20 protein-coding genes and 1 riboswitch are annotated in these 23,346 nt (G+C 43.5%); of the genes, 16 read left to right on the forward strand and 4 right to left on the reverse strand.

Features of this window, described 5'->3' with window-relative positions; translation table 11 throughout:
• Positions 1 to 112 precede the first annotated feature (112 nt).
• The gene (locus E4K67_RS08490; RefSeq protein ID WP_135546002.1) at positions 113 to 1,783 is read left to right on the forward strand and encodes a formate--tetrahydrofolate ligase; all 1,671 of its coding nucleotides are present in this window, start codon (positions 113 to 115) and stop codon (positions 1,781 to 1,783) included.
• Between the two features lie 197 nt (positions 1,784 to 1,980).
• On the opposite strand, the gene metA is transcribed toward E4K67_RS08490, so the two are convergent.
• Together metA and E4K67_RS08500 are read right to left on the reverse strand one after the other, a co-directional pair.
• Positions 1,981 to 2,904: a homoserine O-acetyltransferase MetA gene (metA, locus tag E4K67_RS08495; protein WP_135546003.1), complete on the reverse strand. Its 924-nt coding sequence runs from the start codon at positions 2,902 to 2,904 to the stop codon at positions 1,981 to 1,983.
• A gap of 139 nt (positions 2,905 to 3,043) precedes the next feature.
• Positions 3,044 to 4,333, reverse strand: coding sequence for a homocysteine synthase (locus E4K67_RS08500; RefSeq protein WP_135546004.1), 1,290 nt, complete (start codon positions 4,331 to 4,333; stop codon positions 3,044 to 3,046).
• Positions 4,334 to 4,420: 87 nt separating this feature from the next.
• A riboswitch (SAM riboswitch) is annotated at positions 4,421 to 4,527 on the reverse strand.
• Positions 4,528 to 4,828: 301 nt separating this feature from the next.
• Between E4K67_RS08500 and E4K67_RS08505 the strand changes: the two genes are divergently transcribed.
• The 5 genes from E4K67_RS08505 to E4K67_RS08530 all read left to right on the forward strand — a co-directional run bounded on the left by E4K67_RS08505 (position 4,829) and on the right by E4K67_RS08530 (position 10,717).
• Positions 4,829 to 5,740, forward strand: a complete 912-nt coding sequence (locus E4K67_RS08505; RefSeq protein WP_135546005.1) for a LysR family transcriptional regulator — start codon at positions 4,829 to 4,831, stop codon at positions 5,738 to 5,740.
• Between the two features lie 256 nt (positions 5,741 to 5,996).
• On the forward strand, positions 5,997 to 8,210 hold the full coding sequence (locus E4K67_RS08510; RefSeq protein WP_135546006.1) for a heavy metal translocating P-type ATPase: 2,214 nt from the start codon (positions 5,997 to 5,999) through the stop codon (positions 8,208 to 8,210).
• Positions 8,211 to 8,332: 122 nt separating this feature from the next.
• Entirely contained in the window at positions 8,333 to 8,755 is a 423-nt protein-coding gene (locus E4K67_RS08515) for an ArsR/SmtB family transcription factor (RefSeq protein ID WP_135546007.1), read from the forward strand.
• Positions 8,756 to 9,040: 285 nt separating this feature from the next.
• Positions 9,041 to 9,415 (forward strand): fluoride efflux transporter CrcB, encoded by a 375-nt coding sequence (gene crcB / locus E4K67_RS08520; RefSeq protein WP_135546008.1) that lies wholly within the window; start codon positions 9,041 to 9,043, stop codon positions 9,413 to 9,415.
• A gap of 399 nt (positions 9,416 to 9,814) precedes the next feature.
• Positions 9,815 to 10,717: a LysR family transcriptional regulator gene (locus E4K67_RS08530; protein ID WP_135546009.1), complete on the forward strand. Its 903-nt coding sequence runs from the start codon at positions 9,815 to 9,817 to the stop codon at positions 10,715 to 10,717.
• 80 nt (positions 10,718 to 10,797) lie between these two features.
• Here E4K67_RS08530 and E4K67_RS08535 read toward each other — a convergent pair whose 3' ends face one another.
• Together E4K67_RS08535 and E4K67_RS08540 are read right to left on the reverse strand one after the other, a co-directional pair.
• Positions 10,798 to 11,955: a TDT family transporter gene (locus tag E4K67_RS08535; RefSeq protein WP_135546010.1), complete on the reverse strand. Its 1,158-nt coding sequence runs from the start codon at positions 11,953 to 11,955 to the stop codon at positions 10,798 to 10,800.
• Positions 11,956 to 12,400: 445 nt separating this feature from the next.
• On the reverse strand, positions 12,401 to 13,393 hold the full coding sequence (locus E4K67_RS08540) for a rhodanese-like domain-containing protein (RefSeq protein WP_135546011.1): 993 nt from the start codon (positions 13,391 to 13,393) through the stop codon (positions 12,401 to 12,403).
• Positions 13,394 to 13,776: 383 nt separating this feature from the next.
• Between E4K67_RS08540 and E4K67_RS08545 the strand changes: the two genes are divergently transcribed.
• The 10 genes from E4K67_RS08545 to E4K67_RS08590 all read left to right on the forward strand — a co-directional run bounded on the left by E4K67_RS08545 (position 13,777) and on the right by E4K67_RS08590 (position 23,231).
• Positions 13,777 to 14,379, forward strand: a complete 603-nt coding sequence (locus E4K67_RS08545) for a rhodanese-like domain-containing protein (protein WP_135546012.1) — start codon at positions 13,777 to 13,779, stop codon at positions 14,377 to 14,379.
• Positions 14,380 to 14,439: 60 nt separating this feature from the next.
• Positions 14,440 to 16,686: a thiosulfate reductase PhsA gene (phsA, locus tag E4K67_RS08550; RefSeq protein ID WP_135546013.1), complete on the forward strand. Its 2,247-nt coding sequence runs from the start codon at positions 14,440 to 14,442 to the stop codon at positions 16,684 to 16,686.
• A gap of 11 nt (positions 16,687 to 16,697) precedes the next feature.
• On the forward strand, positions 16,698 to 17,267 hold the full coding sequence (locus E4K67_RS08555) for a TorD/DmsD family molecular chaperone (protein WP_243454394.1): 570 nt from the start codon (positions 16,698 to 16,700) through the stop codon (positions 17,265 to 17,267).
• Complete coding sequence (locus E4K67_RS08560) at positions 17,260 to 17,823, forward strand: 4Fe-4S dicluster domain-containing protein (RefSeq protein WP_135546014.1); 564 nt, start codon at positions 17,260 to 17,262, stop codon at positions 17,821 to 17,823. The genes E4K67_RS08555 and E4K67_RS08560 overlap by 8 nt, the downstream gene beginning before the upstream one ends.
• A gap of 1 nt (position 17,824) precedes the next feature.
• On the forward strand, positions 17,825 to 18,742 hold the full coding sequence (gene nrfD / locus E4K67_RS08565; RefSeq protein ID WP_135546015.1) for an NrfD/PsrC family molybdoenzyme membrane anchor subunit: 918 nt from the start codon (positions 17,825 to 17,827) through the stop codon (positions 18,740 to 18,742).
• Positions 18,743 to 19,067: 325 nt separating this feature from the next.
• On the forward strand, positions 19,068 to 19,496 hold the full coding sequence (locus E4K67_RS08570) for a Rieske (2Fe-2S) protein (RefSeq protein ID WP_135546016.1): 429 nt from the start codon (positions 19,068 to 19,070) through the stop codon (positions 19,494 to 19,496).
• Positions 19,497 to 19,615: 119 nt separating this feature from the next.
• Positions 19,616 to 20,239 carry a cytochrome b N-terminal domain-containing protein gene (locus E4K67_RS08575; protein WP_135546017.1) on the forward strand — a complete coding sequence of 208 codons (624 nt, stop codon included), beginning with the start codon at positions 19,616 to 19,618 and terminating at the stop codon, positions 20,237 to 20,239.
• 73 nt (positions 20,240 to 20,312) lie between these two features.
• A complete protein-coding gene (locus E4K67_RS08580; protein ID WP_135546018.1) occupies positions 20,313 to 20,708 on the forward strand; it encodes a hypothetical protein in 396 nt (131 codons plus the stop codon).
• 14 nt (positions 20,709 to 20,722) lie between these two features.
• Positions 20,723 to 22,186 (forward strand): hypothetical protein, encoded by a 1,464-nt coding sequence (locus E4K67_RS08585; RefSeq protein ID WP_135546019.1) that lies wholly within the window; start codon positions 20,723 to 20,725, stop codon positions 22,184 to 22,186.
• A gap of 145 nt (positions 22,187 to 22,331) precedes the next feature.
• A complete protein-coding gene (locus E4K67_RS08590) occupies positions 22,332 to 23,231 on the forward strand; it encodes a selenium metabolism-associated LysR family transcriptional regulator (RefSeq protein ID WP_135546020.1) in 900 nt (299 codons plus the stop codon).
• Positions 23,232 to 23,346: the final 115 nt, after the last annotated feature.

Below are 23,346 nucleotides of genomic sequence, written 5' to 3' on the forward strand. Positions count from 1 at the left end.
GGATATTGATAGTATACAAACATGGATGCGAAAGATACATACATGTAGATCTAAATAGACATAATATAGGCTTGAAAAGTAGCCTAAATAAACTAGAATTGGAGCAAGTAATATGAAAAGTGACATCGAGATTGCACAAGCAGCAGTAATGAAACCAATTGTAGAAGTTGCCAAACAAATCGGTTTACAAGAGGATGAGCTTGAGTCTTATGGTAAATATAAAGCTAAAATTAATCTAAGTGTTTGGAATCGTTTAAAGGACAAACCCAATGGTAATCTTATCTTAGTGACGGCAATTAATCCTACCCCTGCAGGAGAAGGAAAAACAACCGTCACAGTGGGATTAGGACAAGCACTTTCTAAAATGGGCAAGAAGGCAATGATCGCTGTACGCGAACCATCATTAGGGCCTTGTTTTGGAGTTAAGGGCGGAGCCGCGGGTGGCGGTTATGCTCAATGTGTGCCTATGGAAGATATCAATTTGCACTTCACCGGAGACTTCCATGCTATCACTTCTGCCCATAGTCTCTTGGCCGCAATGTTAGACAACAGTATCCAACAGGGAAACCTATTAAATATTGATCCTCGTCAAGTCGTGTTCCGTCGTGTCGTGGATATGAATGACCGCGCTCTACGCAAAATCATTATAGGATTGGGTGGCACGAAGGAAGGAATTCCCCGCGAAAATGGTTATGACATTACTGTAGCTTCTGAAGTCATGGCGATCCTCTGCTTGGCAAGTGATCTTATGGATCTCAAAGCACGTTTTGGTAAGATTGTCGTGGCCTATACTTATGACGGTAAACCTGTAACTGCCCATGACTTAGAAGCTGAAGGCGCAATGGCACTTCTAATGAAAGATGCGATTAAACCAAATCTCGTTCAAACGCTAGAAAACACCCCTGTGTTTGTCCATGGTGGACCTTTTGCGAATATTGCTCATGGGTGTAACAGTATTATGGCAACGAAACTGGCCCTCAAACTGGCGGATTATGTCGTTACAGAGGCTGGTTTTGGAGCTGACCTTGGAGCAGAAAAATTCTTTGATCTCAAATGTCGCTTCGCTGGATTTAAACCTGGGGCTGTCGTCGTTGTAGCAACTGTCCGGGCCTTGAAGATGAATGGTGGACTTGCTAAAGATCAATTAGGCGCAGAAGACTTGGCAGCCTTAGAACGCGGTGTGGTCAACCTTGAGAAACATATCGAAAACATGGGTAAATTCGGTGTTCCTGCTGTTGTTGCCATTAACCGCTTCCCAACTGACACAGATGCAGAGCTAGAATTCATACGCAAGAGATGTCAGGAGTTAGGTGCAGAAGTAGCGCTTTGCGAAGTGTTTACCAAAGGTGGAGAAGGCGGGGGTGAACTCGCTGAAAAGGTACTTGACTTGCTTGATAGCAAAAAATCCAACTTCAAGGTTCTCTATGAATTGGATTTATCCATTGAGGCTAAAATTGAGAAAATAGCCAAGGAAATTTATGGCGCGGATGGCGTTAACTTCGATAAAGCAGCTCAACTCTCCATGAAGAAATATACTGAGATGGGTTATGGCAATATGCCTATCTGCATGGCCAAAACACAATACTCTCTCACAGATGATCAGACTCGATTAGGTCGTCCGGTGGGTTTCACGATCACTGTTCGGGAAGTCCGTCTTTCTGCTGGAGCTGGGTTTCTGGTGGCAATAACGGGTGCTATTATGACCATGCCAGGATTGCCGAAACGACCGGCGGCGATGAGAATGGACATTGATGCTGACGGAATAATTACAGGATTGTTCTAATCACAAGTAAAGTCAACAATGTAAATACTAGAAAGCTACCGATAGTTCTGTATCGGTAGCTTTTTTAGGGGTTTGGTCCAATCGTGAGACTCCTATTTCTACAAGTGAGAGTGGAACCCCGTACTTCACTTCGGTGGAGGTAGACCCCACCAAAGTCTCGATGTTCAACTTTAGTTGAGCAAGTTCACTTGATTAAGTTAGCGGGCGTCTAGGTCATAAGGCGTCTCTTGATAGACATAGTAATTGAGCCAGTTTTGGAAGAGTAAGTTGGTGTGAGAACGCCATTTGTGGATCGGTGTTTGAGAGGGGTCATTGTTCGGGAAATAGTCTCTGGGAAGCGCGACGGAAAGCCCTTTGGCGATGTCCCGATCATATTCTTCTTTCAAGGTGAGGGTATCATACTCGGAATGTCCTGTTACGAACACTTGACGGCCGTCCTTAGAGAGTACAATGTAAATACCTGCCTCGTCAGATTCTGATAGAATCTCTAATTCAGGGTGTTTAGCAATATCACTGCGTTTGATTTCCGTATGGCGCGAGTGGGGGACGTAGAACTCGTCATCAAAACCACGGAGAAGTTGCATGCCGTTTAAGCCACTTTTATTGACATCGTGTTTAAAGATACCGAACATTTTTTCTGAGAGGGGATACTTAGGGATGCCGTAATGGTGATACAGTCCCGCTTGGGCCCCCCAGCAAATGTGAAAGGTGGAAGTGACATGTGTTTTTGTCCAGTCCATGATGGTTTGAAGTTCACTCCAGTAGGTGATTTCCTCAAATTCTAAGAGTTCTACGGGTGCTCCTGTGATGATCATACCATCAAACTTTTGGGTCTTAATATCATTAAAGGTCTTATAAAAAGAATCCAAATGTTTCTGAGCCGTATTTTTAGAAAGATGGCTTTCAATCTGCAAAAGTACAATGTCGACTTGCAAGGGAGAATTCCCAAGTAACCGTAAAAGCTGCGTCTCAGTGGTTTCTTTGCGAGGCATTAGATTGAGGATCACGATTTTCAACGGGCGGATATCTTGATGAAAGGCGCGCTCTTCTCCCATTACAAAGATGTTTTCTTGACTGAGTATTTCCATAGCGGGTAAATGTTCTGGTATTTTAATCGGCATCTTCTTATCCTATCCTTTCAGAAGCGGAGGGGCGGTTCTCGTGCTTCAATAATGAGCACTGGAATCGTCCTCTCGCTTCGCTGTGTTTCCCAAGGAAGCAGAGGAACAGTTTCCTTGCTTCAACTTAGTTGAACGAGTTTCACTTTTGACTTGCCTGAAGGGCTTGATCTAAATCATAGAGAAGATCATCGATTGATTCTATGCCAATGGAGAGGCGAATCATATCGGGCGATATCCCGGCAACGCGCTGGGATTCCTCATTGAGCTGCTGATGTGTTGTGCTCGATGGATGGATTACGAGAGATTTGGCATCTCCAATATTTGCTAAATGTGAAAATAGTTTAAGGCTGTTTATGAACTTCGCCCCTTCATTAAGGCCACCTTTGACGCCGAAGGTAAAGATCGATCCAGCCCCTTTGGGCAAGTATTTCTCGGAGAGTGCCCGATAAGGGCTTTTTTCTAGGCTCGGATAGTTAACCCAAGTGACTAATTGATGTTGGTCAAGAAATTCAGCCACTTTTTGGGCGTTTTCAACATGGCGTTCCATGCGCAAGGGGAGAGTTTCTAAGCCTTGTAAGAACAAGAACGAGTTAAACGGGGAAAGGCACGCCCCGGTGTCGCGAAGAAGGGATACTCTTGCTTTGGTGATATAGGCAGCATTACCGCAGGCTTCTGTATAAACAATGCCGTGGTAGCTCGGATCTGCTTGGCTGAGCCCTAGGAATTTGCCGTTGTTCCAGTCGAATTTCCCAGAATCGACAATCACGCCACCAATCGAAGTACCGTGTCCGCCAATGAATTTGGTGGCAGAATGAACAACGATGTCAGCTCCGTGCTCAATAGGTCGACATAAATAGGGAGAGGCGAAAGTATTGTCCACAATGAGAGGGAGGCCGTTTTCGTGAGCAATTTGGGCAATAGCCTCGAGATCAGCAACATTAATTTGTGGATTCCCGATGGTTTCTGTATATAAGGCTTTTGTTTTATCCGTAATTTTGGAACGGAATTCTTCTGGGTGGTCAACGTCCACAAAGTGAACTTTGATCCCGAGCTTAGCGAACGTATAGGCAAACAAGGTGTAGGTACCACCGTAAAGAGAACTTGAAGCGACAATTTCATCTCCAGCTTGAGCGATGTTTAAAATGGAATAGGTAATTGCTGCCTGGCCTGACGCAGTGGCGAGTGCTCCTATGCCCCCTTCTAGGAGTGCAATGCGCTGTTCAAAGACGTCTTGAGTGGGATTCATGATCCGGGTGTAAATATTGCCGGACTCTTTCAGGGCAAATAGATTAGCGGCATGGTCAGTGTCGTTAAAGACAAAGGAAGACGTCTGGTAGATTGGTACAGCACGAGAATTAGTTGCGGAATCTGGACTTTGCCCTCCATGCAAGGAAATGGTTTCGAAACCTAGTTGGCGTTCTTCAGACATAATATGATCCTCCTCAAAATTTAATAATTTGTAAAATAAAAAACAACCACTTCAAGAGAAGCGGCTGTTATATTATTTAACACGCTACTCTCATCTGTCAGAACCTAAGGTTCTGTTGGAATTAGCACCGCATAGTTTCCACTACCGGTTGCCGGGCATCATTGGGCCAGTCCCTCCGCCACTCTTGATAAGAGAAATTCAATATGCAATTGTAATGATATAGGTTATTGTTACTATAAAACAAATTGCGGTCTGTGTCAATATACAGTAATTGCTAATTCTGTGTTCTATAATTATGAAGCATAAAATTCATCTCTAGTTAAACGAGTCTACTAGAGCTATCGTTCAAATCTAACCTTAAGACCCACATGATAACCCTATTAAGGATGCTAAGAAAAAGGGTGATAAGGGTGGTAGGATGTTGTAGAATTCTAGGAAAAGGAGTATTATTATACGAATCTAATCTATTTAGACTAAGAACTAGAGGTGTACGCAGTGATCAACGATCCCTTAAGAACCTTCGTTACCGTGGTCGAACACAAGGATTTATCGCGTGCAGCGGAGGAACTTTATCTATCTAATCCTAATGTCAGTTTACAGATTCAGAGTTTGGAAGAAGAACTCGGCACAAAACTCGTTAATTATTCGCCAAAACATCTAGAACTTACGCAATCAGGCGAGATATACTACGGCTATGCTAAACAAATGTTGCTTTTGCAAGATAAAGCCCAACAGGAAATTAAGCAGTTATCAAATGTGGTCACAGGGACTTTGAAGGTCGGGGCAAGTTATACAATCGGGGAATATATTATGCCCTTTGTAGTGGCTGAATTTGCGGCTCAATATCCGAAGGTGGAGATTGAAACGTCTATTGCCAATACGGAAGAGATCATTCAAGCGGTTCGAGCTGATCGCTTGGACATTGCATTTGTAGAAGGTGAAGTTAATCATTCAGATATAGAAATCCACCCAATAATGGAGGATGAACTGATTTTGGTAGTCCCTAACCAACATCCCTTGTCAAGACTTCCCATAGTTACAGCAGAGCATCTCCAAGACCAAGTATGGATTCTCAGAGAAAGCGGCTCAGGAACTCGCTCGTTCTTAAATGAGCTTATCAAAGAATGGGGTATAAATGTTAGAAAAACTTATATCTTTGGAAGTGGGCAAGCTGTAAAGCAGGCTGTTATAGCGGGTTTAGGAATTGCACTTGTCCCACGTTTGATCGTGCGAAAAGAGTTAAATGCGAAAGAATTAAAATCGGTCAGAATAAAAGGAAAGCGACTTACTCGTTCTTTTAACTTAATAGGACCGAAGAATCACGAATCATCCGAGGCGATGGAAGCTTTTACAGAGCAACTCTTCGCCCTTGAGTCAACTAAAATTGGACAAAAAAGGAATGGATGATTAATTAGGCCGTAAGGGAACTAAGTCAAAAATGAGTGAAGAGAGTCTAGCTGATTACCTTTTGAGGGTAGTCAGCTTTTCGTTATCCTAGTGCATTTATAAGGTTAAGCTTATTTTAAAAAGTTTAGGGAATATTTGTGATTGCAATATCAAAGAAGGTATGTTATTTTATATATGAACAAGTAAACATATGAACATACGTTTTTATAATTTGTAAGCGAAACACTTATTGAAAGTTATGTTAGGAGGAGTACAAATGTCCGAACTAATACCTGTGGTTGAAGAAGAGCGAGTGAAGTATCGTATTGAAGGGGAGTTCTGCGCCAATTGTTCTGCGAAAATGGAGAGAAAGTTGAGTTCGACAGAGGGAATGGGAAAGACAACGATCAACTATGCGACTAAGATCATTTTCTTGCCCCCTTCACGGGTAGCGCAGGCCCAGGACATTATAGAAAGCATTGAGGCAGGAGTTAAACTCGTTCCGATTTCAATGAAGCAAAAAGTGGCTACTTCCGACATTACTGTTGATGTAAATAAGGAAAATAAGTGGAGACTTACAAAGATTATTCTTGCGTGTACGCTATTTGCAGTGGGTTTGCTTTTTGAATCGCGGTGGAAAAACAGCTCTTGGGTCGTTTTTGAGTATTTGGTCTATTTAACGGCTTATTTTATTGTAGGGTACAAAGTCCTAGTCAAGGCTGGCCGCAACATTTTTAGAGGCCAATTCTTTGATGAAAACTTTCTGATGTCTTTGGCTACCATCGGGGCTATCGCCATTAATGCGTTGCCTGAAGCGGTTGCGGTTATGTTATTCTACTCCGTGGGTGAATACTTAGAGGAACGAGCGGTAAACCGTTCTAGGAATTCTATCCAGGCTTTGCTCAATTTTCGTCCAGAGTTTGCCAATCTAATTCATGAGCTGGAGGTGATCAAAGTTGATCCCGAAGAAGTGCAGGTCGGTCAACAGATTTTGGTTCGACCGGGAGAAAAAGTACCTTTAGACGGCGAAATTGTGAACGGGAGTTCGTTTGTCGATACAGCTGCTCTGACTGGGGAATCGGTTCCGAGAAAAGTCCAAGTAGGGAATACTATTTTAGCAGGCATGATCAACACAACGGGGGTCTTGACAATGCGTGTCACGAAGGTGTTGGCGGAGTCATCCATGCAGAAAATTTTAGACTTGGTCGAGAACGCCAGTACCCACAAAGCAACTACGGAAAAGTTCATTACTACCTTTGCGCGTTACTATACGCCTGCTGTTGTTGTGGCAGCCTTAGGAATTGCCTTAATTCCTCCGCTTTTAGGCGTCGGAAATTTTCAGGATTGGCTGTATAGGGCACTGACAATATTGGTAATTTCTTGCCCGTGTGCTCTGGTGATTTCTGTCCCACTAGGTTATTTTGGTGGGATCGGGGGGGCCTCACGCCACGGGATCTTGATTAAAGGAGCCAACTATTTAGAAGCGTTGACAGAAATTAGCACTGTAGTATTCGATAAGACTGGAACTCTGACGGAAGGAGTTTTTCAAGTCGTAGAAATCACTCCAGCTAAAGGGTATACGGAAAGGGAACTGTTAGAAATCGCAGCCCGTGCTGAAGCTCATTCCCCTCACCCCATTGCTAAATCAATTCGTGAGAAGTATGGGAAAGACGTGAAAGTCAGTGATTTAACAGGCTTATTGAGTTATGAAGAAGTAAGTGGTCAAGGAATTCGAGCGCACTTAAACGGCAAGACTGTGTTAGTGGGTAAAGCAGGATTATTGGAACAGTCCGGGATATTTTTGCCAAGACTTGCGCTTGACAGAGGGCTGGGTACAGTCGTATACATCTCCGTAGATGGAGATTATGCGGGACAATTGACAATCTCTGACCGCGTTAAGTCCGATTCCAGAGTAGCTATTGATCGCTTGAACCAGATGGGCATTAGAACGGTTATGCTCACTGGAGATAACCAAGCCGTCGCTAAAGCAGTCGCAGAAGAACTAGCCTTGAGTGAATATCACTCTGATTTAATGCCAGAGGATAAGGTTTCTTGGCTTGAAAAGCTTAGTCAAACAAAGCTGCAAGGTAAAGTGGCCTTTGTGGGCGATGGACTCAATGATGCTCCTGTCTTGACACGTGCAGATGTGGGAATCGCTATGGGTGGTTTAGGTTCGGATGCTGCAATTGAAGCAGCGGATGTCGTGATTATGGAAGATCAACCAAGTAAGATTTTAGATGCCATTCATATTGCTCGGTACACAAAGAAGCTCATTTGGCAAAATATTGGGGTTGCCTTAGGTGTTAAGCTGGTGTTCATCCTGTTGGCCGTCTTCGGACTAGCAAATATGTGGATGGCCATTTTCGCCGACGAAGGAGTCGCCCTTTTGGCTATTTTGAACGCTATGCGTGTTAGATGGTATCACAGCCCCCAAAGATCCCTTCCAGAAGCAACAACATTGTCGCAAGGGTTGAAAGCAGCGATACACTAGTTTTCAATGGCGATCAGGTGACTCTGGGGATAAAATAGGTTCCATAAATCATCTAAAAATCTGATTTTTATGTTAGAATGAAGTAGAGGTTTATTCATTTTTAAGTTCGGAGTGAAATTAGCATGATTGTAAAAAAACTAGAGGCTGATGTTGCTATTGATAAACATGAAAAAGCAGAAGAAGCAGAAGAAGCAGAAGAAGCAGTATGTGAGACCTTATGCATCCATCATGAAGTGATCGATAAGTATGCAGACCAACTGATCACCCTTGACAGGGCAAACGGTTTGGCGGAGTTATTTAAGACGCTGGGTGACCCGACTAGAATCAGAATTATGGATGCCTTGGCGAAATCTGAGTTTTGTGTTTGTGATCTTGCTGAATTATTAGAGTTAAGCCAATCTGCAACATCTCACCAACTACGCGTGCTTAGAAATAGTGATCTTGTCAAATACCGGAGGGATGGGAAGATGGTCTACTACTCTGTGCATGACTCTCATGTCTCAGAACTCTATCGTCAGGGATTAGAGCATATCGACGAGGGCTAATTCTGTAACAGGTATCTTGCTTTTGGGTATTCTTTTCGTTATTATAATGAGTGAGTTGGGAATCTTTATAACATTAATCCCAACTTGCGATGGGGCTCGCTTTGCGTAATGCTGATGGCTCCTACTGAAACTATAATCAGTAGGAGTTTTTTATTTTTAAAGGAAACTCACGTTAGAGCCAAGCCTTCAGGCGCCGGCGATGGCCTTAGATACCCTTATACTAGTTAGAAAGTATATAACTGAAAGTTAATTTCTAACTAGTATAAGAAAGGAAAGGAGTAAAAAATGCAAAGTGTCTTGGTTATTGCTCTAGGCGGTGCATTAGGAGCACTATCTCGCTATGGTCTCGGTTTTTGGATTTCTAGTAGGTGGAACCAAGGATTTCCGTTAGGTACTTTTATTATAAATATTACGGGAACTTTTTTATTAGGGTTTTTGAATATAATATTTATAGAAAAATTGTCGGTTAGTCCATTATGGCGATTAGGGATCGGGATAGGTTTTTTAGGCTCCTATACCACATTCTCAACGTTTGGTTATGAGGTAATAATGCTACTAGAAAGAGGCAGCTTACTAACAGCAGGCTTATATACTTTACTTAGTGTCATCATTGGTTTTGTTGGAGTTGCTCTGGGAGTCGGACTGGCCCGTATATTGTAGATCGTTTTAAGCATGATCGAAAGGAACGCCTAAATGTTAGGTAATGCAAAGTTACTAAAAGTTTATCCCCTCATTCCGGAGATTTGTGCGATGGTACCGAAAGGCTTGGTTTTCTCCGCGGATATCCAGGTCCACAAACACGGAAAAGACTAGGAGTAAAGTCTTTAAGTGATAGCGTGAAAATGCAAGAGCCTGTAGTGCAATCTCCAAGGGCTTGGGTGGGTGTTGGGAAAAAAATAAATGGAGAGGGCCGCTAACAAATCTTGTTTTCAAGGTTGTTAGTGGCCCTTTTAGACGTTCCTGGCATTGAGAAGGCGTAGACGTTGTGGAATTGTAGGAAAAGAAGTAATATTAATACGAACTATTAGGTTAGAGAGCTAGAAATTAGAGGTGCAATCTATGATCGCCGATCCCTTGAAAATATTTGTAACCGTGGTCGAACATAAAAATTTCTCGCGTGCTGCTGAAGAACTTTACTTATCCCAACCTAGTGTCAGTTTGCAAATTCGGAATTTGGAAAATGAACTTGGCACAAAACTCATTAATCGTTCGCCAAAACATTTGGAACTTACCCAATCCGGCGAGATTTTCTATGGATATGCTAAGAACATCTTGCTTTTATATGATAAAGCCAAAGAGGAAATTGACCAGCTATCGAATGTGGTCACAGGGGGACTGAAAGTTGGAGCAAGCAATACAATTGGAGAGTATATTTTACCTTTTGTATTAACTGAATTTGCGGCTCAATTTCCGAATGTAGGGATTGAAACGTCCATCTCTAATACGGAGGAAATTAGTCAAGCAATTCGAGCTAACTATTTGGATCTTGCCCTTGTGGAAGGTGACGTCAACCCTGCAGACTTTGTTATCCATCCTTTAATCGAGGACGAGATTATTTTAGTGGTGCCTAATCAACACCCCTTGGCTCGAGTTCCAATTGTTACCGCAGATCATCTGCAGGATCAAGTTTGGATCTTGAGAGAAAGCGGCTCAGGAACCCGTGCCTTCAGCGATAAGTTGATCAAAGATCGAGGAATTCACGTCCAAAAATCCTATGTTATTGGTAGTGGTCAAGCCGTCAAGCAGGCAGTCATAGCTGGGTTAGGAATTGCACTTGTCTCCAGTTGGATCGTCCGTAAAGAATTGAATGCTAGAGAACTGACGGCGATCCGGATAAAAGGGAAGCGGTTGACGCGGTTTTTTTCCCTAATAAAATCCAAGAACCATGAACAGTCGAAAGCGATGGAAGTTTTCACAGAACAACTTTTAACTCATGAGTTACTAACTTCGGCGGATAAATAGCGACAAGGGAATTAAAGCTAATGTGAGTCAAGAGGTCTAGTGGATTACCTTTTTAGGTAGTCAACTAGACTTTATATAGGTTAAGGCGTTTTGACAGGAATAACGTAACCCAAGCGTGGGGTTTTGGATTTTTGTTGAACTAATTCAAGTTTGGGGGATTTAGTGATTAGCAAAGAACCATTAAAGACACCGATCAAGGTTTTGGTCAAGACAAGACAAAACAAGCCTATTAAAGCCATGAACTGTATGAACCCTGCGCCGGTAAAAAAAGAATGCCCTAAAAGGTCGCTCAAGGCGTAAGTTCCTGTGGTAAAGCTTCCAAGTGGGAAGACATAGCCCCACCAACCTAGGCTAAAGGGGATTTTACTCTCCTTTTTAGTAATATGCAGCAGAGAATAGAGGCTAGCGATTACAATCCACCAGACTCCTACACCCCACATGGAAATCGCGAAGATGATACCAAGGGCCTGAAATCCTGAATTCCAAGGCTCTAAGAAGGGTTGAGTGACCAACGGAAGGGTGCTAAAAACGGTCATAGACATTCCTATAGGACCAAGTACAATCCAAACGCTCGGCACGAAGCCACCAGCGATTTTACCGCAATAAACAAGCCGTGAATAATACAGACTGCTGATCATAATAAATAAGAAAAAAGTCATACCAAACATGGCCAAGATGAGAACAGTGAAGAAAAACTGCTCAGATAAGGTGCTCCAATAAGGGATGAGCTTAGCACCCGTGGCAGCCGCCACGATTGGTGGGACGACTGGAATTAACCAACTAGCATGGGTATCCTCAGGTGTAACTTGGTGGGAAACAAAGAGCAAATAGGGTATGGTAACAACGCAAAATAGAGCGACTGCAACTCCGCAAAGCCACAAGGTTTTACTGATCAAGATGGCAGTTGTCGGTGTGATCAGATGTCTGCCAACGACAAGGTAGTCATTTCCAATTATACTAATACTCATGGCCAAGGCACCATAGAAGAGAATCTTCCCGGGGTCGGAAAAATCCTTTAAAGCCTCGTCCGTGTGGCGGATCCATCGCCACGACCATAAGCCAAGGGCAATGATAAAAACGACATTGGCTAAGAGAAAAAAAACTATGCCTATTGATTGTAGACCCGGTATGGGGATGGGCGAAGTATAGGTTAAAGCAGAAACAATGCCAATTCCCATAACGACCGTGAACCAATTGGTGCCAAACTGGCGTGCAACAGAAGAGAGTTGACTGATCATAAGATGATTCCTCCAAGTTCTTGATGTAGTGATGTCGAAAAAAGAATTTAATTGCGATAATGTATTAACTATACGGAGTTGGGTCAGACAGGGCAATTCAAATTTCCAATACAAGGTATTAAGAAAACGAGGTTCTATAGCTTATCAAACAGAGTTTTAATCAAAAAGAATCCCCCTGTGATAGATTGTTCTTCTAGCGCAGGAGGATCTTTAGTATAAAGTGAAAAAATTTAAATAGGTTGGGGAGATTTGAAAGGAAGTGGGTAGAGCAAGAATCAGGGTAGCAAAAAAAAATGGAAATTAGTATCAACCATGGTCTAAGGATGTGATGCTATAGATGATTGGAGTAATTTGAGGCAGCCTCCTTATAGAAATTGAATTTCTATAAGGAGGCTGCCTCTTTTGTTCTTATTTAAGTTTGTTTTGTTTCAGATGCTAACAGCAATTATTGAACAACTTCGTAAGATTTGTCTGAACTCCACCCTTTGGTAAAGCCATCCATACCAAAGCCGTAATTCAGACTCTTTGTGGGGATGCCAAGGAGATTAAGCAAGGAGTCTACCTGTCCACCCGTTTGTCCGGTATAACAATAGACAACGACAGTTTTGCCTGCGCTTTTGTCCTTAATAGAATCGAGATTTTTAGCGATTTCAGGACCGTAGGGAACGTTTACTGCGCCTTTAATGTGGCCTTTAGCAAAATCAGCTGCATTGCGAACATCAACTACGTAATATTTGTCAGCTTCTTTAGCGAGGGCTTCTTTCATAATTGGGAGATCAATTTTATAAGAGTCTGCTGGGACTTGATCAAAATACTTCTGAACGGCCACATCAATGGCTTTGTTCTTACTGGCAACTGCGGGAACAGTCGGCATAGCAGTCGGTTCTGTTACAGTTGGGTACTTCTGTCCTAACCAGCCTCTGGTTTCAAAGCCTGGAGTACCACTGCCACCCATACCTGAGTTTAAGGAGAGGGTCTTAATTCCGGCAACGTTGAGAAGTGAATCTGTTTGCCCAGCGGTCTGTCCGGTATAGCAAGCAACGATCAACGTTTTATCTTTGGCAATTGCTCGAATGGCATCAAGGTTTTTGGCGATATCTGGGCCATAGGGTACGTTAATGGCTCCCTTGATATGCCCTAGAGCATAAGCATCTGCGCGACGAAGATCCAATACTACATATTTGTCAGGGGTTTTATCGAGCTCAGCCTTTAGGTCTTTCTCAGAGATTTTATACGAATTTGTAACCTTAGAGCCGATGTCATTGAAATAGGTTTCAACAGCAGATTTAATGACCTTTGCTGGGTCATCCGCAGGAGCAGTTGTAGTACTTGACGGAGGAGTTGGAGCGACGGTCGGCTGTGCTTGACCACAACCTGTAACTAGAAAGCCGACAATCAGGAGGGGGGCCAAGAAGGGAGCAAATTTACTTTTGAGCATATTATATCATCCTTTCAAATTTACTATTCTAAGTTTATTAGAATATGTAATTTAAATTAAATATTCTCCGGGTATGTGAAATATTCCTCTATCGCAATCTAGTTAAGCCTATAAATATTTGTTATAAGTCTATAATAATTAAGAATAAGATAAACAATTTCTGCAGAATGAAACAAATTCTTCATTTTAATAAATTAAGCCTATAAAGATTCGTTATATACTTATAAAATTATACAATAAGAGCATTAAACAATAAGGCAGGAGGGAACATGCCACTTGAAGAATAATGTATATGTAGTTTTATTGGGGGCGATTATTAAAAATCATCTTTAATTAAACATGTGAATTCATGTGAATTAATTATTAAGAGGAGGGCGAGAGATTTGAGAGCTGAGTCTATGTCAATGCGGTCCTTGAGTTTGACAGTTATCTATCTATTGTTATTAGGCTTTGGCATGACTTTTCTAGTTGGTTGCGGTACTAGCCCGTCAACGGTGGTGACCGTCGACAAAGTACAGGATCCGCCTAAAGTTAATAGTAGTCAAAATGCTACTTCGGTCCAAGGTGACCCTGCCGAAGCGATACCGACTACTGCCACCATATCGGTCGGTGATCTAGACGCCGCCATAACGGCTAATAAAGGATGGCAGTTAATTGACATTCGAGAAGCCAGAGAATTTGCCACTGGACATATCAAGATGGCACTTAACAGACCAATGGGTGATCTGGAGAACAACCTTGCCCAGATCAGTAAGGACAAAAACATTGTCTTAATCGATCTGAACGGTACCCGTGCACAGACCGCGTGGCATGTTCTAGTCGAGAAAGGCTATGATCAAAACAAAGTCAAAGTCTTAACTGGGGGCATGCTGCAGTGGAGAGGGATTGTTAGCTCAGCAGGTAGTGGTAGCAGCGGTAAGGCTAATGGCGGTGACAGTGCTGATACACCGAAACCTGAGGCACAGGAAATGGTAGGCGGCTGCTAAAATACTGTCATTGGGAAATTATCAAGCTGTCATGATGTTGTTATATATGGAGGTAGGAATATGAAACGAAGAAATTTCTTAAAGGGCGTACTTTATGGAACAGGTGGTACCATGGCGGTCATGGGTGGATTTGGTACCTTTAATAGACGGGACCCTCTCAAAGCCGAGGCCATAAGTGAGGATGTTGAAACGACTGTTTTTTCTTCATGTGAAATGTGTAGAAACCAGTGCCCAATTTCCGTTAAAGTCAGAGACGGGAAAGTCTTCAAAATTGACGGTCATCCAAATGATGAGGCTTTCGGTGGCGTAATCTGTGCTAGAGGAAATGCAGGTCCGTCCCTTCTTTATGACCCCCAACGAATTAAGAAACCGATGATTCGTACTGGCGAACGTGGTGAAGGCAAATTTAAAGAAGTAAGTTGGGATGAAGCATACACCTATATTGCGGATAATTTATATAAGGTAAAGGATGAATACGGCGGGGAAGCGATCGCCTTGGCTAGCCGTAAAGGACCCCATGATTGGTTTTTCCGGTCGATTGGCAAAGCACTGGGTTCCCCAAATGTGTTTTCACATGAAGCAACCTGTCCGATGGCTCGTACCGTTGCCTTAGATACTACCTTTGGTAATGAAGCGTTTGCCGCCGATTATGGCAACGCCAAGTATATTATCTCCATCGGACGTAACTGGTTTGAGGGAATTCACGTTGCTCAGGCCAGGGCAGTTTCCAAAGCGCTTAGCAATGGGGCTAAGCTTGTAGTTCTCGACCCACGTTTTAGTGTCACTGCTTCTAAAGGAGAATGGTTGCCTATAAAAGCCACCACTGATATGGCCTTTGTCATGGCTATGGCCAATGTTATGATTCAGGAAAAGCTCTATGATGAAAGCTTTATCTCCCAGTATACGGAGGGTTTTGATAAATGGGCCGAAGAGGTTAAAGATAAAACCCCAGATTGGGCAGAGAAGGAGACCGGAATTCCCAAAGAAAAAATCATCAGGATTAGCAGGGAGTTTGCTGCTGCCAAACCTAAAGCAATCTTAGACTTTGGCTGGCGAACGGGTTATGCAACAAATGACTATCAACTGCGTCGTGCGATCATGATTGTTAATATGATGATTGGAAACCTGGAAGTTCCAGGGGGATATTATAGAACGAAACCAGCCAGTTTCTTGAAAGATTTTCCGGATCAAGCCGCTTACGCTAAAGGGTTAGGGAATGTTAAACAACCGAGTTTCCCCACGCCCACCAAGGGTCGCATTGATGGTACAGGGGTAAAAGGTACACTAGGTCAGATCATTCCCGCATATGATGGGGCCGTCGGGCAAATTGTAGAGAGCATCATAACTGAAAAACCGTACCCTATCAAAGCTTGGCTGGTTCATCGTTTTAATCCCTATATATCGATCACGGGAAGTCCGAGGGTTTTAGAGGCGTTCGAAAAACTCGACCTTTTGGTAACCTGTGATGTCTATATGACTGACACTGCCTATTATTCTGATGTGGTATTACCGGAATGCACCTACTTAGAACGTTATGAACCGGTTTTTGATATGTCAGGGTTAACTCCTAAATATGTGATAAGACAACCTGCGGTACCGCTCGTTTATCCGGATACAAAGCCATACTGGCAGATTTATAAAGAGTTAGGGGAAAAGATGGGTCTCGGGGATTATTTTCAATTCAAGGATATGGAAGACTTTATAACTCAACAACTCACCTCTACTGGTTTAACTTTGGCAAACATGAAGGAAATTGGAGTTTGGACTCCTCCGGGGATGAAAGCGTTCTATGTTCGAGCTAACGATGCCCAAGCATCCTTGGATAATGTGTTGGGTAATAAGAGTAAAAAGATTGAGATATTTTCTCAAGAAGTTGAAGAAGCAGCCAAACAAGGTGTGCCTAAATATGTGAGTCATCCTCAACCAGAAGAGGGAAAGTTTCGTTTTGTCCAGGGTAAAGTAGCTGTGCACACGAACGCCGGAACGGCAAATATCCCGATACTGAACGAGTTAATGTCGACAAATTCGTTGTGGATGAATACCGTGAGTTGTACCAAACTCGGCTTGAACGATGGAGATGACATTGTTATTTCTTCAGGTAAATATGAGCAAAAGGGTAAATTGAAAATGACCGAAGGAATTCGGCCGGATACAGTTTTCTGTTACCATGGTTTTGGACGAATCTCACCAGAGCTGAAACGGGCTTTTGGTAAGGGTATTAATGACAATTACTTAATCCCGAATGAAGTTGGGGAAATTGGCAATACCGTTACCTCTACGACGTTTGTAACGATTCGGAAAGCTTGATGGATAAAAGCATGAGTGCAGAACTATATTTGTCGTTTGCAGCAGTATTTCATCGACCGAACCAAGAGGTCTCCGATCATTTAGAAGAGTTGATTGATCTCTGGTCTGAAGTAATTCCAGACATGGAGGAACTGGTTCAAAAATTGAGGACCTTTTGTCATCAATTTCCACCAGGAGAACAGCGGCTAAATGCTTTGTGGGAACATTATATTCCCCTTTTTGAAACGGGTACAGTTGAGGCCTCCCCCTATGCCTCTGTGTATTTCGGGAAAGAAGGTTTAGTTCTAGGTAAAGAAGCGTTTAATGTTCAACAATTCTATGCAAATTGCGGGTATGTTATGGGAACAGAAAGCGGAGAACTTCCTGACCATTTAGCGGTTGAATTAGAGTTCTGTGCGATGCTAGCCCGAAACGGACAGGATGAACCATTAATAGAGTTTCAAATTAAGCATTTAAACCCTTTTTTAAATAATATTTTACCACGGATTAAGAAAACACATCGTCCGGTTTACTCTGAGGTTGCCACTATTCTGGAAGTCAGACAACTTAATTTACAGAAAGAGGGTGATTTTGTTGGCTAAGAAGTATACCATGATCATAAATCTTGGGAAGTGTATCGGGTGTCAAGCGTGTACAGTCGCATGCAAGTTTCAAAATAATGTACCAGTTGGACAGTTTAGAACAAAGACTCCTGCAGATGGGCTAAAGGGGGCCTATCCTAATGTTTCACTATTTTTTATTAAAGAAGCCTGTCAAATGTGTCAAAATGCACCCTGTGTTAGTGTTTGCCCGACAAATGCATCTCACTATAATGAAGATGGAGTGGTCTTGGTCGATGTTGATAAGTGTGTTGGTTGTATGTATTGTCTGACTGCCTGCCCCTATGATGCTCGTTTTATTAACAAGGAAACGGGTGCAGCAGACAAATGCACCTTCTGTTACGAATTAAAGGTTTCTAAAGGGGAAAAACCAGCTTGTGTTTCAACATGTGTCGGCGGTGCTTTAATCTTTGGTGACCTTAATGATCCCCTTAGTGAGGCCTCCCAGTATATGGCAAAGCACAAAGGGGAAGTTCGAAAACCTGAGTTTGGCACACACCCAGCGGTTCAATACATTTATGAAGGGGTGGTGAGGTAAAGTGGATGTCATTTGGGGTGTTAGTCAAAATGAAGTCGCCTGGGGCCAACTGATTGCTATCTATTTGTTCCTGGCCGGGATTGCTGGCGGAGCTTTCCTAACTGCTTCTTTGACGGATCTTTTCAGCAAAAAGCAGTACCCAAAGGTAATTCGAGCGGGGGCCTACCTTGCTCTAGTGTCTATTATGCTCGGGTTAGGGTTATTGGTCCTTGACTTAGGTCGTCCGCTTAGTTTTTGGAAACTTCTTTTTAATGTGAACATGGGATCGGTAATGTCAATTGGTGTCTTTATTGTCTCGGGTTTCACTGGACTAGCCTTTGTTTATGCATATCTCGTATGGTCATCTGCTACAGCGCAAAAACAGATTCTTGTTACTTCTGCGAACACAGAAGTAGCTGCTACTTCTGTTGGCCAGGGTATTCAAGCAATGCGTAAACCAGTGGCGGCCATAGGAGTTTTATTTTCAGTGGCTACTGCGACATACACTGGTTTCTTATTATCCGCAGTTACAACCAATAACTTCTGGCACACACCTTTTCTTGGAATTGAGGCGATTCCCTTCTTGCCGATTTTATTTTTAGTGTCTGCTACTTCGACTGGTTTAGCGGCAACCTTGATTGGAGCGTTTAGAGGTGGGGATCTATCAACCTATAAAAAAATTGATATGGTTCTAATTATCGCTGAGATAGTTTTAATCTTCATTCTTTATCTATCTGTCAAACCAATATTCTTTAGTGGAAGTATGGCTACCCTGTTCTGGTTAGGAGTTGTTGTTGTAGGATTAATAGTTCCCTTACTTTTATCAATTTATGGTATCGTAAAGCACAAAAATGTTATTTTGCCAGTGTGCGGGATGATCGTCATTGGGGGATTGAGTTTGCGATATTTCGTTGTGTATACAGGGCAGTTGTTTAGGTAATCTTGAAGTCTAGTAGTGAACTCGTCAGCTGAAGTTAAACATCGAGACTCGCAGAAAAAGGCACACCCACTTATAGAGGTGGTGTCTCGAACGTTGATAAAGATATTGTGATTACACGATCGCTAGAATTTAATATTCCATTTTTACTTATACGGGCTTAATGCTCGTTTTCTTTTAGAATCAAATTCATGATCCCTCTGCAAGAAATATCAAGCAACTATTAAACATGGGTTTCTGCTGTTAAAGATACATTCAAGTTTAAAGATGGAAAATAACGTATAATAGATTGCAAGATGAACATCGATTTAATAAAGGGGTGGACTTGTTGACAAGTGATCGGTCACTTTATAGCAGGCGGCAAGTCTTAAGTTTGGGGAGAAAGGCTCTGTTAGTCTTAGGCATGGGTAGTATTTACCCTGTCAGTCGCTATTTACGAAGTAAAGAAGCCCAACTTGCTGTGGGCCGTATTGCCAGTAGTGAGATGCCTTTGCGCATTAATTGGCAGCGTCTGGGGCAAACCCGTTTTTGGCTGCGCCAAGGAAATGATGGAGTGGAAGCGATTTGGGCCAGTTGCACTCATTTGGGGTGTGAGGTGAGCTATGATATTGAACAGGATCAGTGGCTTTGTCCCTGCCACGGTAGCCTTTACAACAGGGATGGAAAACCTGTACAGGGTCCGGCAGTGAGTCCCCTGGTGCGGGCAGAAGTGAAGGAGAAAGACGGTTTTTATCTTCTGCACCAGCCGCCAGGATAAATACGAGAGATGGCTGTAAAGTATTATTGCCTATTGACGGCCAATACAGCTGTTCAGAGGCACGCAAATTCAGACGGCGGGAAGGCTAATTCTGATTAAGCTGAGATAGGGAGAACGATATGGGAAAACATGAAGATTCCTTTGCGGGACATATTCGTCCTCGTCAAATAAGGGCGGGAGCTCTGCGGTTAAGAGCTACATTCTGTTTGGGTGGATTTTCGTTTTTGGCCTTCATAGTATTGACGATAACGGGTATGTTACTCTTGTTCTATTACCAGCCCGGAGACAGTGCTTTTGCTTCTCTGAGCGAACTAGACTCTGCGCTTCCTTACGGGGGACTCATCCGTTCCTTGCATTTCTGGGCCGGGCAACTGATGGTGATCACTGTTTTTCTACATATGGTACGGGTGGTATGGTCGAGGGCTTACCGCCCTATTCGTGAACTTAATTGGATTACGGGAGTAGTCCTTTTTGGCTTAACCGTGATGTTAGATTATTCCGGTTACCTACTTCGCGGGGGACAAGAAAGCGGGGCTGCGGCAACCGTTGGGCAAGCTCTGATAACCTCGTTACCGGGAGGAAAAGCTTTGGCAACCGTTTTTTTTGGACAACCTACACCCCTCAATGGCAGTACCTTAAGTATGTTTGTCTGGCACGTTTTTATTTTGGCTGGTGCAGCAGGTTTTCTGCAAATGTTCCATTTTTGGAGAGTCCGACGAGGCGGTGGGGTTCGCCCTTTGTAGGGAAGACGCTGTATGCAGAGGCGGACATGATTGCGGAGTAAAAAAGAGTGCACTCGACGTGAGGTGAGAATAGATGGACCCAATAGAGACGGAAAAATTTAAGCCCAGCGGTCATCAGGAAAAAGTACAGCTGATTGAATTGCAGGTGAGGGAATACATTAGCGCCTTTCTTTGGTTGGGCCTTTTATTTGCGTTGACCGCTAGTTTGAAGGTGTCTCTGGATAGCTCGCCGGAGGCTGCGGTGGTGAGCGTTTCTAAAGCCCCCTGGGTCTTTGGGGCAATCCAGTGGATGTTACAACGGTGGCCGGCGTGGCTGAGCGGGTGGGTTCTACCTCTTCTGTCTACGGCAGTGCTCTTAACCTTGCCTTGTTGGGAGCAAAAAGTGGGCAAGATGTGGGTCTGGATAATTTTTCTGACCCTGAGTTTAGTATGGGTAGGATTAACTTTCTTATATATGTTTATGGGTTGAGAGGGGGTTCTAATATGACCAAGCGGTCGCGTCTAATGATACTTTTGGGATTGGCAATAATCTTTTGTCTAACGATGGTTTTCTTGTCAGTGAGGTCGTTTAGCTCTTCCCCTTGGCAAGATTGGCAACGAAAGTATTTCCAGGCCCAGATCACAGAACTTCAGGGAACGATGCCTATGGTTCATGGAGAAGAACAAGTAAAGAAATTAGACCAGGAGATCAAAGATTGGCAGGAAAAGAAGCCTACTGTACAGGAGATTCGCCTCTCGAACGGTCGTGTTGAGCGTTGCATCACCTGTCATATGGGGATTGAGGAAATTTCAGCTTCTCACCCTAGTGCAAGTATTGGGTGTACGGCTTGCCACGGTGGGAATGCCTTGTCTTTGGATGAATTGACTGCCCATGAGGGAATGTATGGCGGAGGGCACCCGGGTCAGTTGGCGGTGTCTCGCCTGAGTTGCGGAGGGAGCGCGGAAGTTGGGCAGTGCCATAGTGGAAATAGACAAGAAGCCGACAATCAGGTGGATTTGCTGACCACTTCCTTAATGGCCAGCAAAGGGGGTGAACTCTCCATGAGTAGGTACATGTACGGGCTGGACATACCGCCTCGGGTGCTGCTTAAACCTGGGGAGACCGCTGCGGATCTAGAATCGCCGTTTAACCATCGCGCAGAGGAACAGAAATTCCAGCAGAACTGTTTGGCGGTTTGTCACCTGAGCGGGGGAGAACTACCAGGGCAACAAGTCCAAGCGAACGGGTGTGAGAGCTGTCATGTGCTAAGCAATACAGAACACACCTATGAAGGAAAGGATGTTACGATCCCTCAGTCAAAACCGGGTTATGGGATATCCCACAATTTGACCGTGCAAATACCCTACACCCAGTGCAATCAATGTCATAATCAGGGAGACTATCATGTCGACACGATGGATTTTACTCCACGGCCTGATTTGGACCGTGTTAAAGCATCTCCATCCCCAGACAAGGAGACTCTGGAAACGCGCTGGAAGAAGGTCTATTCCCCAGGATTGGTCTTCACCAAATGCGAAGTCAACTTGGACTGTATAGACTGCCATACCCGCAAGGAGGTCATGGGGGACGGGAAAATGCATGTTTCGGAATGGGACGCATTGCAAATCCAATGTCGGGACTGCCATGGAAGTCCGGTTGGGCAGCCTATTGAATGGAAAATAACGGATAAATCCGACATGGCCTGGTCTCAAACCCGCATCAATCCAGTGTTTCCACCTCTCAGCATGGGGGATGTCATTCTGAAGACGGCAAAGGGAGAAGAGTTACCTTACGTCCGTCTGGAAGACGATAAGTGGTATAATTACCGTAAAACAAATGGAGAGAAATATTTGATTCCGCAGGTTATTGATAGTCAATGTCGCCAGGATCCGGATAAACAATCTTCCGACGACTGCCATAAATGCCATGATGTGTCGAAGGATAAACCTTCTTCGGGAGGAGAATAGATGGCTAGTAAAGAGGTAAATAGGTTATTGATCTTTAGTCGATCGAGTTCACTTCGTCATATTGCATTGAATTCTAAAGTGCTTGGCGATACAATGTTAATAGATGTTCAATATCGTTAGAAACTTAGAGGATGGTGAAATTGTATTGGATAGTAACCAACTCAAGATCTTTTGTATGGTAACGCGCCTGCAAAGTTTCTCAAAAGCAGCGAAAAAGTTGCACATGAGCCAACCGGCCGTTAGCACACATGTTAAAAACTTAGAGGAATACTACCAAGGGCAATTGTTTGATCGAACACCACAGGGCGTGACGCTTACCAAGGCTGGGGAGGTATTTCATACCTACGCTTTAAGGCTTCTTGAAGTTCAAGACGAAATGGAACAACAACTTGAAACCGTATTCAAGCATGAAAACAATCAAATTGTAATTGGAGCAAGTACAACTATTGGGAATGTCTCTCTTCCCTGCTCGATCTATTTGTTCAAAGAACAATACCCAGAGGTCGAGCTTTGCTTAAATATTGCTAATGCCGAAGAGGTTCTTAATATGGTTATGGCTGAGGAAGTTGATATCGGTGTAGTGGAAGGCGATACAGAGTCTTCCTCCCTTAAATCGTTGCATGTAACTTCGGATGAATTAGTGCTTATTGTCCCACCCCAGCATCCAGCTGAAGGAGTTATTACCGTTCAAGACTTCCTCAAACATCCGCTTATTATGAGAGAAGCTGGATCAGGAACACGAAAAATTTTGGCAACGGCTTTGGCCCGTCATGGCTATTCCGTAAATCAGCTGAACGTGATTACCGAGATGAAGAATACCTATGCTATTAAATCTGCCGTTGAGGCTGGATTAGGCGGATCCGTTATGCCACTGCTCGCAGTTCGCAAAGAAGCATACACAGGGACCCTTAAAGTCCTAAGGATTATCGACATGGATATGCCTCTAATCTTTAATATTGTTTATCCTAATAATCGCCCGCTTACGACTAAGACAAAGCTATTTATTAATTTCCTTACGGATCCTGAAGAAAACTGCCTTTGTTAAAAACACGGGAACTATCGTGTGACAGGGAGAGATAAGGGTTCAGGTGAGACAAGCTAGACAAAGGGACGGTTCTTCACGGAAGAACCGTCCCTTTGTCTCCACCTTCTGACCCCAT

The organism is Desulfosporosinus fructosivorans (assembly GCF_004766045.1).
Taxonomy (GTDB): Bacteria; Bacillota; Desulfitobacteriia; order Desulfitobacteriales; family Desulfitobacteriaceae; genus Desulfosporosinus; species Desulfosporosinus fructosivorans.